Origin of the sequence: Pleomorphomonas koreensis DSM 23070, from assembly GCF_000425185.1 — a bacterium.
Lineage (GTDB): Bacteria > Pseudomonadota > Alphaproteobacteria > Rhizobiales > Pleomorphomonadaceae > Pleomorphomonas > Pleomorphomonas koreensis.
In genome coordinates this window covers 68,672-81,984 of record NZ_KE384327.1, presented here as the reverse complement: position 1 = coordinate 81,984, position 13,313 = coordinate 68,672, and the positions used below count along the sequence as shown (strand labels likewise).

The 13,313-nt window shown below is 69.4% G+C and carries 13 protein-coding genes and 1 tRNA gene; 3 read left to right on the top strand and 11 right to left on the bottom strand.

Going from position 1 to position 13,313, the window contains the following annotated elements:
- Nucleotides 1-167: 167 nt before the first annotated feature.
- From ptsN to H512_RS0120430, 9 genes are all read right to left on the bottom strand, one after another.
- Nucleotides 168-632: a PTS IIA-like nitrogen regulatory protein PtsN gene (gene ptsN / locus H512_RS0120470; RefSeq protein WP_026784977.1), complete on the bottom strand. Its 465-nt coding sequence runs from the start codon at nt 630-632 to the stop codon at nt 168-170.
- A 93-nt stretch (nt 633-725) separates the two neighbouring features.
- The gene (gene hpf / locus H512_RS0120465; RefSeq protein ID WP_026784976.1) at nt 726-1,331 is read right to left on the bottom strand and encodes a ribosome hibernation-promoting factor, HPF/YfiA family; all 606 of its coding nucleotides are present in this window, start codon (nt 1,329-1,331) and stop codon (nt 726-728) included.
- A gap of 335 nt (nt 1,332-1,666) precedes the next feature.
- On the bottom strand, nt 1,667-3,184 hold the full coding sequence (gene rpoN, locus H512_RS0120460) for an RNA polymerase factor sigma-54 (RefSeq protein WP_026784975.1): 1,518 nt from the start codon (nt 3,182-3,184) through the stop codon (nt 1,667-1,669).
- Between the two features lie 104 nt (nt 3,185-3,288).
- Complete coding sequence (gene lptB / locus H512_RS0120455) at nt 3,289-4,095, bottom strand: LPS export ABC transporter ATP-binding protein (protein ID WP_026784974.1); 807 nt, start codon at nt 4,093-4,095, stop codon at nt 3,289-3,291.
- On the bottom strand, nt 4,092-4,652 hold the full coding sequence (lptA, locus tag H512_RS0120450; RefSeq protein ID WP_053240107.1) for a lipopolysaccharide transport periplasmic protein LptA: 561 nt from the start codon (nt 4,650-4,652) through the stop codon (nt 4,092-4,094). The genes lptB and lptA overlap by 4 nt, the downstream gene beginning before the upstream one ends.
- A gap of 71 nt (nt 4,653-4,723) precedes the next feature.
- The gene (lptC, locus tag H512_RS0120445) at nt 4,724-5,449 is read right to left on the bottom strand and encodes an LPS export ABC transporter periplasmic protein LptC (RefSeq protein WP_026784972.1); all 726 of its coding nucleotides are present in this window, start codon (nt 5,447-5,449) and stop codon (nt 4,724-4,726) included.
- A gap of 213 nt (nt 5,450-5,662) precedes the next feature.
- On the bottom strand, nt 5,663-6,277 hold the full coding sequence (locus H512_RS0120440; protein WP_026784971.1) for a ribonuclease D: 615 nt from the start codon (nt 6,275-6,277) through the stop codon (nt 5,663-5,665).
- A gap of 169 nt (nt 6,278-6,446) precedes the next feature.
- Entirely contained in the window at nt 6,447-7,634 is a 1,188-nt protein-coding gene (locus H512_RS25310) for an FprA family A-type flavoprotein (RefSeq protein WP_036793063.1), read from the bottom strand.
- A 263-nt stretch (nt 7,635-7,897) separates the two neighbouring features.
- Nucleotides 7,898-7,982: transfer RNA gene (locus tag H512_RS0120430), tRNA-Leu, on the bottom strand.
- 206 nt (nt 7,983-8,188) lie between these two features.
- Here H512_RS0120430 and H512_RS0120425 point away from each other — a divergent pair.
- The gene (locus H512_RS0120425; protein WP_026784970.1) at nt 8,189-9,157 is read left to right on the top strand and encodes a complex I NDUFA9 subunit family protein; all 969 of its coding nucleotides are present in this window, start codon (nt 8,189-8,191) and stop codon (nt 9,155-9,157) included.
- On the opposite strand, the gene H512_RS0120420 is transcribed toward H512_RS0120425, so the two are convergent.
- Entirely contained in the window at nt 9,158-9,967 is an 810-nt protein-coding gene (locus H512_RS0120420; RefSeq protein ID WP_026784969.1) for an undecaprenyl-diphosphate phosphatase, read from the bottom strand.
- A 206-nt stretch (nt 9,968-10,173) separates the two neighbouring features.
- Between H512_RS0120420 and H512_RS0120415 the strand changes: the two genes are divergently transcribed.
- Nucleotides 10,174-10,866 carry a glutathione S-transferase family protein gene (locus tag H512_RS0120415; RefSeq protein WP_026784968.1) on the top strand — a complete coding sequence of 231 codons (693 nt, stop codon included), beginning with the start codon at nt 10,174-10,176 and terminating at the stop codon, nt 10,864-10,866.
- 24 nt (nt 10,867-10,890) lie between these two features.
- A complete protein-coding gene (queG, locus tag H512_RS0120410) occupies nt 10,891-11,913 on the top strand; it encodes a tRNA epoxyqueuosine(34) reductase QueG (RefSeq protein WP_026784967.1) in 1,023 nt (340 codons plus the stop codon).
- Here the strand turns inward: queG and H512_RS0120405 are convergent.
- The gene (locus H512_RS0120405; protein ID WP_026784966.1) at nt 11,897-13,312 is read right to left on the bottom strand and encodes an MFS transporter; all 1,416 of its coding nucleotides are present in this window, start codon (nt 13,310-13,312) and stop codon (nt 11,897-11,899) included. The two genes, queG and H512_RS0120405, sit on opposite strands and share 17 nt — an antisense overlap.
- Between the last annotated feature and the right edge of the window lies 1 nt (nt 13,313).

The following is a 13,313-nucleotide window of genomic DNA, read 5'->3' as shown; positions in this document are numbered from 1 at the left end:
CGCCGCCGGCGCTTGAGGCTGGATGAAGAAGCCTGAAGTCGCGTCAGCGGCTTCCGGCGCCAAGCGGCGCCGCGTGGAAAGCGGGTCTTTCGGGACGAAGCCCCGAAAGACGCAAAGCGGAGCGAAAGCCAGGGGCCGCAGGCCCGCCGGCGACTGAGGCCGGAAAATCAGGCCGCGTCGGAGCGGACGTTGTCGGTGAGCAGCGCGTACATCGCCGCCGCGTCGTCGGCGGCGCGCAGCTTGGCGGCCGTCTCGTCGTCGCGCAGCACGCGGGCGATGCGGGCGAGCGCCTTCAGGTGGTCGGCGCCGGCGCTTTCCGGGGCGAGCAGCAGGAACATCACGTCGACAGGCTCGCCGTCGAGCGAATCGAAGTCGATCGGCTTGTCGAGAAGGGCGAAGACGCCAACCAGCCGGTCGAGGCCGGGCAGCTTGCCGTGCGGGATGGCGACGCCGTGGCCGACGCCGGTCGAGCCGAGCTTCTCGCGCTGCATCAGCGTCTCGAAGATGTCGCGCTCGTCGCGCCGGGTGAGCGTGGCGGCCTTGGCGGCCATCTCCTGAAGGGCCTGCTTCTTGGTGGCGGCCTTGAGCCGCGGCAGGATGGCTTCGATCACCAGGAGGTCGCGCAGATCCATCGTCTTGTCCCAGGTTTCAGAAGGGGGCCGGTGGTGCCGGCCCCCGCCTTCATATAGGTCCGCGTCCCGTTTGGACAGATGGGATGAGGCCCTTCAGCCGGTGATTTCGCTGAGCGAAGGGTCGATCCAGCCGATGTTGCCGTCATTGCGGCGATAGACGACGTTGACGCCGCCGTTGCCGGCGTTGCGGAACATCACCACCGGCGCGCCGGTGAAGTCGAGTTCGCTGACCGCCGTGCCGACGCTCATGGTGCGGATCTTCTGCGTCGTCTCCGCCACCACGGTCGGCGCGAAGTCCTCGCCGATCTCCTCATCCTCGAAGGCCGCGAACACCGTCGCCTGGGCGTCGATGTCACCCCAGGCCTTGCCGCCCGGCGTCTGGTCGCCGGCCGCCGATTCGCCGCCCTTGAAGTTCTTCAGCTTGCGCTTGTGGCGCCGCATCCGCTTGCCGATTCGCTCCACCGCCTTCTCGGCCGCCGGATAGACCTCGAAATCCTCGCCCCGCGATTGCAGCGTCGTGCCGGATGCGAGCTGGATCGAGCAGTCGACAATATAGGCCTTGCCCTCCTTCTGCACCACGACGTGGCCGGTGAAGGCGCCGTCGTAATACTTGCCGAGTTCCTCGGCGGTGCGGGTGGTGATGTGTTCGCGAAGTGCCTGACCGATGTCGACGTTCTTTCCGGTAATGCGAAGCGGCATCAGAGTCCTCGTTTCTCGCGCCTTCTGGACCGTGGGCAGCAAGTGCCCGCGCCTCCGGCCGTTTCGCCCCGCGTGGGGCTGTGGCCGGCGCCGGCGAGCGGGGGCGCGTCGTTCCGTCCCGCCGGCGGATCGTATCGCCGCTTCACGATTCCGCCCGCCGGGTGTTGTGGGAAGGCGGCGCGCCGATCGGCTCGTGAAGCGGAAAAGCGGAAAGCACCTCCCCGGAATCTGCGTTGCCGGGCGACGCGCCCGCATGCTTGAGATGTGGCGCCCGGCGGCGGCGATATCAATCCGCCTTCCGGATGAGCCCGTATTTCGGAAAGGTTACAGCGAAATCACGCGCCGGCAAGCTGCTTCAGGCGGCGGCGCTGCACCGAGGAGGGAATGCGCATGGCTTCCCGATACTTGGCGACCGTGCGACGGGCGATGTCGATGCCGCCGTCGCGCAGCATCTTGACCAGCGTGTCGTCCGACAGCACGTCGTCGGCGGTCTCGGCGTCGATCAGCTGGCGGATGCGATGGCGCACCGCCTCCGCCGAATGGGCGTCGCCGCCCTCGGCCGAAGCGATCGAGGCGGTGAAGAAGTACTTCAACTCGAAGATGCCGCGCGTCGTCGCCATGTACTTATTGGAGGTGACGCGCGACACGGTGGATTCGTGCATGCCGATGGCGTCGGCGATCATCCGGAGATTGAGCGGCCTCAAGTGGGCGACGCCATGGGTCAGGAAGCCGTCCTGCTGGCGGACGATCTCGGTCGCCACCTTGAGTATGGTCTTCGCCCGTTGGTCGAGGCTCTTGGTCAGCCAGTTGGCCGACTGGAAGCATTCGCCGAGATAGCTCTTTTCCGAATCGCGCGCCGTCTTCGACACCTCGGCATAATAGGTCTGGTTGACCAGCACCCTGGGCAGCGTGTCGGTGTTGAGTTCCACCGTCCAGCCGCCGTCGGCAGCCGGCTGCACCATGACGTCCGGCACCACGGTCTGCACCGGCGTCGAGCCGAAGGCATGGCCGGGCTTGGGGTCGAGCGCCAGGATTTCCTTGATCATGTCGCCGAGGTCTTCGTCGTCGACGCCGCAGAGGCGCCGCAGCGCCGGCAGGTCGCGACGGGCCAGGAGGTCGAGATGGCCGACCAGCGCCTGCATCGCCGGATCGAGCCGGTTCTTCTCGGCCAGTTGCAGCGACAGGCATTCGGCGAGGTTGCGGGCGCAGATGCCGGTCGGCTCGAAGGTCTGGAGCACGGCGACCACCGCCTCGACGTCGGCGAGCGGCGCGCCCAGCCGCTCGGCGGTGGCGGCGAGATCGGCGCGCAGATAGCCGGCTTCGTCCACCTGGTCGATCAGGTCGTGGCCGATGAGACGCAGCGCCGGGTCGGTGATGGCGACGGCGAGCTGCTCGGCGAGGTGATCGGCCAGGCTGATCTCGCCGGCGACGAAGCTCTCGAGGCTGTAGTCCTCGCCGCTGCCGCCGCGGCCGACCGACGCCCAGTCGCCGCCGCCGAGCGCCCCGACGTCGAGCGCCGGCCGCTCCGGCTGGCCGGTGTCGTCGGGGTAGACGTTGCCGATGTCGGTGTCGAGAACGTTGGCCACCCGCTCCGGGCTCGGCGCGCCCTCGGTCTCGAACCAGTCCGGCGCGTCGGCCCGGACCGGCGTGTCGACGTCCGGCGGCTCGGGGGGCGGCGCCTCGCCGTCGCCGTCGTCGGCGCGTTCCAGGAGCGGGTTGCGCTCCAGTTCCTGCTCGATATAGGCGACGAGATCCATGTTGGAGAGCTGAAGCAGCTTGATGGCCTGCATCAGCTGCGGCGTCATCACCAGCGACTGGCTTTGCCTGAGTTCGAGCCGCGCCGACAGCGCCATCGAGCAATCCCCGTCTCTCCCGCGCCGAGGCGGATGCCATGAAAAGGCAAGCCGCGGACCGGATCTGGTCCGCTTCTTGCTTCATAACCCAGGAAAAGTCGGTATCAAAGGCTAAATTGCTCGCCGAGGTAAACGCGGCGGGCATCGGCGTCGCCGATGATGTCTTCGGGCGTGCCTTCCACCAGCAACATGCCGGAGTGCAGGATGTAGGCGCGGTCGATCAGGCCGAGCGTCTCGCGCACGTTGTGGTCGGTGATCAGCACGCCGATGCCGCGGCCGGTGAGGTGGCGCACCAGGGCCTGGATGTCGCCGACGGCGATCGGGTCGACGCCGGCGAAGGGTTCGTCGAGCAGCATGAACACCGGCCGGCTGGCCAGCGCCCGGGCGATCTCGGCGCGCCGCCGCTCGCCGCCCGACAGCGCGATGGCCGGCTGGCGGCGCAGGTGGGCGAGGTGGAACTCGTCGAGCAGCGCGTCGAGTTCGGCCTCGCGGGCGTCGCGGTCGGGCTCCACCAGCTCGAGCACGGCGCGGATGTTGGTCTCGACCGAAAGGCCGCGGAAGATCGACGCTTCCTGCGGCAGATAGCCGATGCCGAGCCGGGCGCGGCGGAACATCGGGTAGCCGGTGACGTCGTGACCGTCGAGGAAGATGCGGCCGCCATCCGCCGGGATCAGTCCGGTGATCATGTAGAACAGGGTGGTCTTGCCGGCGCCGTTGGGGCCCAGGAGGCCGACCGCCTCGCCGCGCCGCACCTGCATGGAAACGCCGCGCACCACCGGCCGCTGGCCGAAGGTCTTGACGAGGTCGAAGACGGCGAGGTCGGAGGTGTCGGCGGCGGCCGGCGGCGGACCGGCCTCGGTGCGGGAGAAGCGCTTGAGCAAGGGTCTGGTATCCGGAGAAAGGGGCGTCAGCCCTTGGTGCCGAGCGACTTCGGCGCGATCAGCATCTGCACCCGGCCGCCCAGCATCTTGGCCTGGCTGGTGTTGATGTCGATCTGGAGCTTGGCACCGCGGATGACGTTGTCGCCCTGGGTGAGCACGACATTACCGGTCAGCACGATGGTGTTGGCGGCGGTGTCGAAGGTGGCGGCGTCGCCGCTCGCCGTCTGGTTGGGCGAGGTGACCAGCACGCTGCCGGTCGCTTCGAGGCGGCTCACCTGCTGCGGCCCCTCGCCGGTCGGCGAGCCGGCGTAGAACACGATGAGACGGTCGGTCTTCAGCACGGTCGTCCCCTGGCGGACGATGACGTGGCCGGTGAACACCGCCGTCTTGTCCTGGTCGTGCACCTCGAGCTGCTCGGATTCGAACTGGATCGGCTGGTCGGAGGACATGCCGAGGCCCTGGTAGGCGGAGGGCGGCAGCTTGGCCGTCTGCTCGGCGGCCACGGCTGGCGCCAGGGCGAAGGCGAGGACGAGGCCGGCCGCGGCGGCGCAGCGGAGGATTGGGAAGCAAGGCATGCGGACCGTCATCTTCGTTTGCCTTCTGCCTCGGCGAGGCGGCTGGAGCGCGTCCTGCCCGCATCAAGCGGACCGGACCATGCTCAAGGATTGGACTCCGGGACCTTCTCCGGCTGGTTGGAAGGAGTTTCCTTCGCGTCGCCGGGCCGGACCGTGGGATCGACGGTCATGCGGACGCCGCCGGAGAAGGTGACCGTTCCCGATTTCTTGGCGACGCCCATCTTCTCGGCGTTGATCTCGCCGAGGCGGGAAGAAAAGGCGACAGGGCTGTCGGAGGAGAGCGAGCCGGTGGCGAGGTCGATCTCGGCGCGGTTCAGCGCGCCGCCCGAGCCGTCGGAATTGGCCAGACGGATGTTGTCCTTGAGCACCAGCGTCTGGGCGGCAGCATTGTAGACGCCGCCGTCGGCGGTGAGCCGGGCCTGACTGCCGTCGGCCTGGGTGACGCTGGCCTCGATGCCCTTCAGACGAATCACCCTGGTGTCTGAGAGATCCTGGATGGCGCTCTCGGCGCTGACGGCATAGGTGCGGCCCTTGCCGTCGCTGCCGGAGAGATGCGGCGCGTCCATGGCGAGGCCTTCGCTGGTGATCCTGAGATCGCCGATGCCAAGGCTGATGGTGATGCGGCTAACGATGGTGGCGCCGACCACCACGAGGCACAACAGCGCGCCGAGGGCGGGCAGCATCAGGCGCAGCCGGTGAACCCGCCGGCTTTCTCTCGCCGCCGCCTCGAACAGGCGCGTGCGTACGTCGCCGCCGGACGCTGCCGGGCGGCCGCCGTCGAAAGCGCCGTTCGCTGCGATGCCTGTCATCCTGCCATCCTGCCGGCGGGCGGGGTCGTAATCCCGCGCCGTGCATCATGTATAACCCGAGAAGATAAACCAACGCTTGCCGCGCTGCGAGTGGCAGGCGATCACATTCAGGCCATCGCCCGGCAGCGCCTTCATGCTCCGCTTTGCGCCTTTCGGGGCCTCGCCGGAAACACCCGCCTGGCGGGCGGTTCCAGGCGATGGTCCGGACCGGTGTCAGCTGTGGGCGAAGATGTCTTCCTCGGCCCAGCCGGCGAGGTCGAGGTCGGCGCGGGTCGGCAGGAAGCGGAAGCACGCCTCGGCCATCTCCATCCGCCCCTCGCGCTCCAGCATGGCGATGAGCCGCGTCCTGAGGGCATGGAGGTTGAGCACGTCCGAGGCGGCATAGTCGAGCTGGGCCGGGGTGAGCGTCGCGGCGCCCCAGTCCGACGACTGCTGCGCCTTGGAGATGTCGATGCCCAGGAGTTCCTTGGTGACGTCCTTCAGGCCGTGCCGGTCGGTGTAGGTGCGGACGAGCCGCGAGGCGATCTTGGTGCAGAAGACCGGTCCCACCGTGATGCCGAAGGTCTGCTTCAGCACGGCGATGTCGAAGCGGGCGAAGTGGAACACCTTGATGCGCCTCTGATCGGTGAGCAGGCGGACGAGGTTGGGCGCCGCGGTCTGGCCCTTGGCGATCTGCACCACATCGGCCGAGCCGTCGCCCGGCGACAGCTGCACGACGCAGAGGCGGTCGCGGTGCGGGTGGAGGCCGAGGGTCTCGGTGTCGATGGCGACGACGTCGCCGTAGGCGTCAAGGTCGGGCAGGTCGCCGGTGTGGAGGCGGATGGTCATGGCGGAACTCTGTGGCTGAGGCATCCGCCCGAAAAGTTGCCGACTTTTCGAATGGGCGGATGCCCGAGAAGACGGCCGGCGGCGCCGGCTCCGGAAAGCGATCCGCCGTATATGCGGGCGCCGGACGGCGGAGCGCAAGGAAATTGTGCCGCCTTCCGGCCTCGCAGCCTCAGGCCGCCGCCGCCTCGGCGGTGTTGAGGCCGGCAAGTTGGTCGGCGAGGCGGGCGATCTCGGCAAGCGTCTCCTCGCGCGCCAGGCCCTTGGCCATCACCGGCTCCAGCACCTCGGCTTCGAGGCGCGGCAACAGGCCGATCACCTGCTCCGGCAGGCTGCCCTCCCAGCCGAACGAGCCGATCACCGCCACCTGCCGCGTCTTGGGGGCGAGCGCGTTGATCAGGATCGCCGCCGCCGCCAGGCTGGGGTGCGGGCCGCCGAGCACGGTCGGCGAGGCGAAGACGATTCCCGAGGCATCGACGATGCTCATCGCCAGCGCGCCGCTGTCGAGATCGACGACGCTGACCGGCTGCGCCGCGACGCCGCGCTCGGCGAGGCGGTCGGTGAGATAGGCGACCATCTTGGCCGTGCTCTCGTACATCGACACGTAGGGGATGACGACGAGGGGTTTCACCTCGTCCGCCGTCCAGCCGCGGTAGAGGTCGAAGACGAAGGCCGGCCGGTCGTGCACCGGGCCGTGGCTCGGCGCCACCAGCACCGGATCGAGCGCCTCGACCTTGGCGAGCGCATCGGCCGAGAAGCCGCGATAGGGCATCATGATCTCGGCATAGTAGCGCTTGGCCGAGATCGCCACCTGCGCCTCGTCGCGGGCGTAAAGCTCGGTGGTGGCGAGATGGGCGCCCAGGAAGTCGCAGGTGAAGGCGATCCGGTCCTCGACGGCGAAGGTCACCATGGTGTCCGGCCAATGCACCCAGGGCGTCAGGTGGAAGGTCAGCGTCTTGCCGCCGAGATCGAGGCTGCCGCCGTCGCGCACGGTGATGAAGGCGTCGCGATCCACCGGCAGCGTGTCGAGGATGAAGCGCTTGCACTTGGCGTTGGTCACCACCTTCGCCTCGGGGTGGAGGGCGAGGAGCGCCGGGATGGCGCCGGTATGGTCCTGCTCGGCATGGTTGGCGACGATGTAGTCGAGCCGCTCGACGCCCGCCGCCTTGAGCGCGGCGATCAGTTCCTCGACCTTCGGCGGGTAGACGGTGTCGATCAGCGCCGTCTTGTCGCGGCCCCGGACGAGATAGGCGTTGTAGGTCGTTCCCTCGGGCAGCGGCACCAGTTCGTCGAACAGCTTGCGGTCCCAGTCGATGGCGCGGAACAGGTGGATGTCGTCGGTGAGGCGCTGGGCAATCATCGTGTTTCTTTCCCGGAAGGACAGGGCGTTTCGTCGCGGCCCCATGCCGCGGCGCGCCGGCGCGTGTCGTCGGTTGCACACGCCTCGATAGGCGCCGTTGCGCCGCCGGACAAGACTGGAAGGGTTCTAAAACGATCTGCCGCAGGGCTGCCCCGCGCCCGGCAGGGGGCATGGCGCGGACATGAAAAAACCTGCCGGAAGGGCAGGTTGATCATCGCCTTCGATAGTAGAGACCTTTCGTACCGATCACTCGGATCGGACGATGGTGCCCAGGAAAGGACTCGAACCTTCACGCCTCGCGGCACACGGACCTGAACCGTGCGCGTCTACCAATTCCGCCACCTGGGCACAGGGGTCGTCGGCTGGCGGCGTGAATACGGGGTCGGCGCGGCGTTGTCAACCGCCATTTCGGGTCGCGCCGGCAAATTGCTCCCGCTTACGGAATGCTACGCTGTCCGGTCTGTACAGAATGCCGCATCCTGCCGTAATAATTCGCTTTTGCCGGCCCGTTGATGGCAGGCTGGCCGCCGCAGCCCATGCTTGGGGAGACCGTCATGACCCTCGTTCGAGAAGAACAGCCGATCGTCACCGTGTTCGGCGCCTCCGGCTTCCTCGGCCGCCACGTCGTGCGCGCCCTGGCGCAGCGCGGCTGGCGCATCCGCGCCGCCTGCCGCCGGCCCGACCTCGCCGCCCATCTGCAGCCGCTCGGCGGCGTCGGCCAGATCATGCCGATGCAGGCCAACCTGCGCTACCGCGCCTCGGTCGACCGGGCGGTGGCCGGCGCCGACGCCGTGGTCAACCTGGTCGGCATCCTCGCCGCCTCCGGTCGCCAGACCTACGCCGCCGTGCAGGCCTTCGGCGCCCGCGCCGTCGCCGAGGCGACGGCCGCCGCCGGGATCAGCCGCCTCGTTCACGTCTCGGCCATCGGCGCCGATCCCGCCTCGGCCTCACTCTATGCCCGCACCAAGGCGGCCGGCGAGGCGGCGGTGTTCGAGACCATGCCCGACGCGGTGGTGCTGAGGCCGTCGGTGGTGTTCGGCCCCGAGGACCGCTTCCTCAACCTGTTCGGCGAGATCGCCATGCTGAGCCCGGTGCTGCCGCTGATCGGCGGCGGCCGCACGCCGTTGCAGCCGGTGTTCGTCGGCGACGTCGCCGCGGCGGTCGCCGCCGCCGTCGACGGTGCGGTGACCGGCGGCCGCGTCTACGAACTGGGCGGCCCCGAGGTGCTGACCTTCCGCGCCGCCCTCGAATGCCTGCTCGACGCCTCCGAGCGCCGCCGGCGCTTCCTGACGCTGCCTTTTGGCCTCGCGGCGCTTGTCGCCCGCCTGCCCGGCGTGCCGCTGACGGCGGATCAGGTGGAACTCCTGAAGTCGGCCAACGTGGTGTCGGCGGCGGCCGTCGACGAGGGACGCACGCTGGCGGCCTTCGGCATCCGCCCGACCGCCCTCGCCGCCATGCTCCCTGACTATGCCGTCCGCTTCCGTCCGCACGGCCAGTACGACCGCGACAAGGCGCCGGTCTGATCAGTTCACCCAGCCGGTCAGAACCGCCGCGAACAGCAGCGCGCCGAACAGCACGCGGTAGACGGCGAACACGGTGAAACGGTTGGTCTGGATGTAGCCGAGCAGCCACTTCACCGACACGAAGGCGGTGATCGCCGACACGACGAAGGCGACGATGAGCGCCGCCCAGTCCTCGCCGGCCGTGGCGGCGCCATCCTTCAGCGTGGCGACCAGCTCGAAGGCGCTCGCCGCGTACATGGTGGGGATGCCGACCAGGAAGGCGAATTCGGTGGCCGCCGCCCGGTTGCCGGTGCCGAGCAGCATGGCCGAGAAGATGGTCGCGGCCGAGCGCGAGGTGCCGGGAAAGACGCCGGCCACCACCTGCGCGATGCCGACGACCACCGCCACCGTCCAGCTGATATGGCGGCTCTCCGGCCGCTTGGCGGCGTAGTGCTCGGCGAGGATCATCCAGAAGCCGCCGATCACCAGCGCCCAGGCGATCGGCACCACCGTTTCCGGCAGCTTGAAGCCGAGCTTCTTGGCGATCAGGCCGAGCACGGACGTCACCAGGAAGGCGACGATCAGCTTGCCGAGGTAGAGCCTCGTCTCGTGATCGCGCCAGTTCGTCACGAAGCCGAGGAGCCGCCGCCAATAGATCAGCGTCACCGCCAGGATGGCGCCGGCCTGGATGACGATGTTGAACATGTCGGAGCGGGCGCCCAGCCATTGCTCGGCGATGATCAGGTGGCCGGTGCTGGAAATCGGCAGAAACTCGGTGATACCCTCGATGACGCCAAGGAGAAGCGCTTGAACGAGTCCGATCGGATCCATGTGGCAGGGCTTTCGATGAAAAATGGGTGGGGTGAAAGCAAGGATTCGGTAACCGGTTGTTCATACATGGCGACGGTTCTATAGGCCAGCGCCGAGGCTCCGCCACCGTGCCGGCCCGGCAGGGTCCGGGACGGCGGCGGCCGCTCCGGCGGCCTGACGCCGCTTTTCAGTCTAGGCGCCGGCGCGGCCGGCGATCCGGGTTCACGATGCTCAAGCTTTACCATCATCCCTTTTCCACCACCTCGCGCTTCGTGCGGCTGATGCTGGCCGAACACGACGCCAAGGTGGAACTCGTCGTCGAGAGGAGCTGGGAGCGCCGGCCCGAGTTCCTGGCGCTCAATCCGGCCGGCAGCGTGCCGGTGCTGGTCGAGAACGACGGTCCGCCGGTCGTCGGCCCCGGCCCGATCATGGAATACATCGACGAAACGCGCGGCTACGCGCTCGGCGACCGCCGCCTGATGCCCAACCACCCCGAGGCGCGCGCCGAGATGCGCCGCCTCGTCGACTGGTTCCTGCGCAAGACGCACGACGAGGCGGTGCAGTATTTCCTGCATGAGAAGATCATGAAGCTGGAGCTGCCGCGCGAGCTGGGCGGCGGCTCGCCCGACAACCAGGTGCTGCGGGTTGCCCGCGTCAACATCAAGCACCATCTGCACTACATCGGCTGGCTGGCCGGCTCGCGCAACTGGCTGTCCGGCGAGCAGCTGACCTTCGCCGACCTCGCCGCCGCCGCCGAACTGTCGGTGGTCGACTATGTCGGCGACGTCCCTTGGGACGAGGATCTCAATGCCAAGTACTGGTATGCCCGGATCAAGTCGCGCCCGACCTTCCGCACGCTGCTCGCCGACCGTCTGGCCGGCCTGCCGGCGGCGCCGATCTACACCGATCTCGACTTCTGAGTCGCGCCGGCCGGGAGCGACGCCGTGAGCTGGCGGGACCGCGCCCGCGACCTCGGCTTCTCGGCGATCGGCGTGGCGCCGGTCGATCGGCTCTCCGACGCCGGCCTTCGCCTGCGCATCTTCGTCGACCTCGGCCGCCACGCCTCCATGGCCTGGATGGAGGAGACGATTCATCGGCGGGCCGACCCGCGCGTGCTGTGGCCGGAGGCGCGGTCGGCCGTGGTGCTCGGCATGAACTACGGGCCGGAGGGCGACGCGCTGGCCAACCTCGGCACGCCCGCGGTCGGCAACATCTCCGTCTACGCCCGCCATCGCGACTATCACGAGGTGATGAAGGGCCGCCTCAAGGAGGTGGCCGGGCTGATTGCCCGCGACACCGGCGCCGACGTCAAGGTGTTCGTCGACACGGCGCCGCTGATGGAGAAGCCGCTGGCCGGCCTCGCCGGCCTCGGCTGGCAGGGCAAGCACACCAACCTGGTGTCGCGCGACTTCGGCTCATGGCTGCTGCTGGGGGTGATTCTCACCGCCGCCGAGCTGCCGGCCGACGGGCCGGCCGCCGACCGCTGCGGCGCCTGCCGCCGCTGCCTCGACGCCTGCCCGACCGCCGCCCTGCCGGCGCCTTACCAGATCGACGCCCGCCGCTGCATCTCCTACCTGACCATCGAGCACGCCGGCCCGATTCCCGAGGACCTGCGGCCGCTGCTCGGCAACCGCATCTACGGCTGCGACGACTGTCTCGCCGTCTGTCCCTGGAACAAGTTCGCCCGCGAGGCGGCCGAGATGAAGCTGAAGCCGCGCCCCGAGCTGATGGCGCCGTCGCTCGCCGACCTCGCGGCGCTCGACGATGCCGGCTTCCGGGCGCTGTTCGCCGGCTCGCCCGTCAAGCGCATCGGCCGCGACCGCTTCGTGCGCAACGTCGCCATCGCCATCGGCAACTCCGGCGATCCCTCGCTCGTGCCGTCGCTGACGCCGCTTCTCGACGACGCCGACCCGGTGGTGGCCGAGGCCGCCCGCTGGGCGCTTCACCGTCTCAGCGAGCGCCGCTGACCTCGGCTCCGAAGGTCTCCGGCACCCGCCGCGCCGCGATGCTGCCGATCAGCGCCAGGGCGGCCATGATCCAGAAGGTGCCCCGCAACTCGGGCAAGCCGATATGGTCGCTGCCGCGCATCGCCTGCAGCACCGTGAGACTGAAGGCGGCCACCGCCACGCCGGCCGCCTGGGTGGCCTGCTGCATCATGGCGATCAGGTTGGAGGCGTTGCCGCGCTCGGCGCCGGGCACGTCGGCGAAGGCCAGCGTCGTCAGCGTGGTCAGCTGCACCGAGCGGACGGAGCCGGCGAACAGCAGGATCAGCACCACGACGACGGGGTGGTCGAGCGAGCCGACCGCCGCGCAGGCCGCCATCGACAGCACCACCATGAGGCCGTCGCCGACCAGCACCCGGCGGAAGCCGAAGCGGCGCATCAGCGGCGTGGTGATCACCTTGATGCCGAGGTTGCCGACGAAATAGACCAGCACCCACAGGCCGGCGGCGGCCGGCGACAGGCCGAAGCCGAGCTGGAACCACAGCGGCAGCAGAAAGGGCGCCGCCGAGAAGATCACCCGGTAGAGGCCGCCCGGATGGAAGGCATAGGCAAGGCTCGGCCGCCTGAGCGCCGCGAGCGACAGGAGCGGCGCCGGATGGCGCCTGAGGTGGCGGACGGCGGCGACGCCGAGCAGACTGCCGATGCCGATCATCGCCAGCGCCACGATCCGCTCGCCGCCGGCCTCGGCCGAGCGCTGGAAACCGGCGAGCAGCGTCGTCAGGCTGGTGGCGCAGAGCAGGAAGCCGATGACGTCGAGCCGCCTGAGGCCGTCGCCGCGTTCGTTGGGCACCAGGCGCAGGATGGCCAGCACGCCGCAGACGCCGAGCGGCAGGTTGAGCCAGAAGTTCCAGCGCCAGCCGAGATGCTCGGTAATGACGCCGCCGAGCACCGGCCCGATGATCGGCGCCATCAGCGCCGGCCAGACCATCAGCGCCGTGGCGCGCACGAAATCCGCCCTGGCGGCCCGGCGCATCACCACGGCGGTACCGACCGGCAGCAGCAGCGCGCCGCCGATCCCCTGCACCACGCGGGCGACGATCAGCTCGGGCAGCGTCTGGCAGAGCGCGCACCACACCGACGACAGCGTGAAGGCGACGAGCGCCGCCACCAGCACATGGCGGGCGCCGCAGCGGTCGGCCAGCCAGTTGGCGAGCGGCGAGGCGGCGGCGGCCGCCAGCACGTAGGCGGTGACGGCCAGCGACAGGTCGATCGGCTCGACGCCGAAGGCGCGCGCCATGGTCGGCAGCGAGGTGTTGATGATGGCGCTGTCGAGGATCTGCATGAAGCCGATCGCCGCCATGGTCAGGGCGACGGCGGGCGAATAGCGGCTGGCGGCGGTGGGAGGGGCGAGGCTGTCGGTCATC

Coding starts and splice junctions, on each gene's coding strand:
- rpoN (WP_026784975.1), bottom strand. CDS start 3,184: ATGGCGCTGTCGGCGCGGCTCGAACTCAGGCAAAGCCAGTCGCTGGTG.
- H512_RS0120440 (WP_026784971.1), bottom strand. CDS start 6,277: ATGACCATCCGCCTCCACACCGGCGACCTGCCCGACCTTGACGCCTAC.
- H512_RS25310 (WP_036793063.1), bottom strand. CDS start 7,634: ATGATTGCCCAGCGCCTCACCGACGACATCCACCTGTTCCGCGCCATC.
- lptC (WP_026784972.1), bottom strand. CDS start 5,449: ATGACAGGCATCGCAGCGAACGGCGCTTTCGACGGCGGCCGCCCGGCA.
- H512_RS0120425 (WP_026784970.1), top strand. CDS start 8,189: ATGACCCTCGTTCGAGAAGAACAGCCGATCGTCACCGTGTTCGGCGCC.
- H512_RS0120420 (WP_026784969.1), bottom strand. CDS start 9,967: ATGGATCCGATCGGACTCGTTCAAGCGCTTCTCCTTGGCGTCATCGAG.
- ptsN (WP_026784977.1), bottom strand. CDS start 632: ATGGATCTGCGCGACCTCCTGGTGATCGAAGCCATCCTGCCGCGGCTC.
- lptA (WP_053240107.1), bottom strand. CDS start 4,652: ATGACGGTCCGCATGCCTTGCTTCCCAATCCTCCGCTGCGCCGCCGCG.
- H512_RS0120415 (WP_026784968.1), top strand. CDS start 10,174: ATGCTCAAGCTTTACCATCATCCCTTTTCCACCACCTCGCGCTTCGTG.
- H512_RS0120405 (WP_026784966.1), bottom strand. CDS start 13,312: ATGACCGACAGCCTCGCCCCTCCCACCGCCGCCAGCCGCTATTCGCCC.
- hpf (WP_026784976.1), bottom strand. CDS start 1,331: ATGCCGCTTCGCATTACCGGAAAGAACGTCGACATCGGTCAGGCACTT.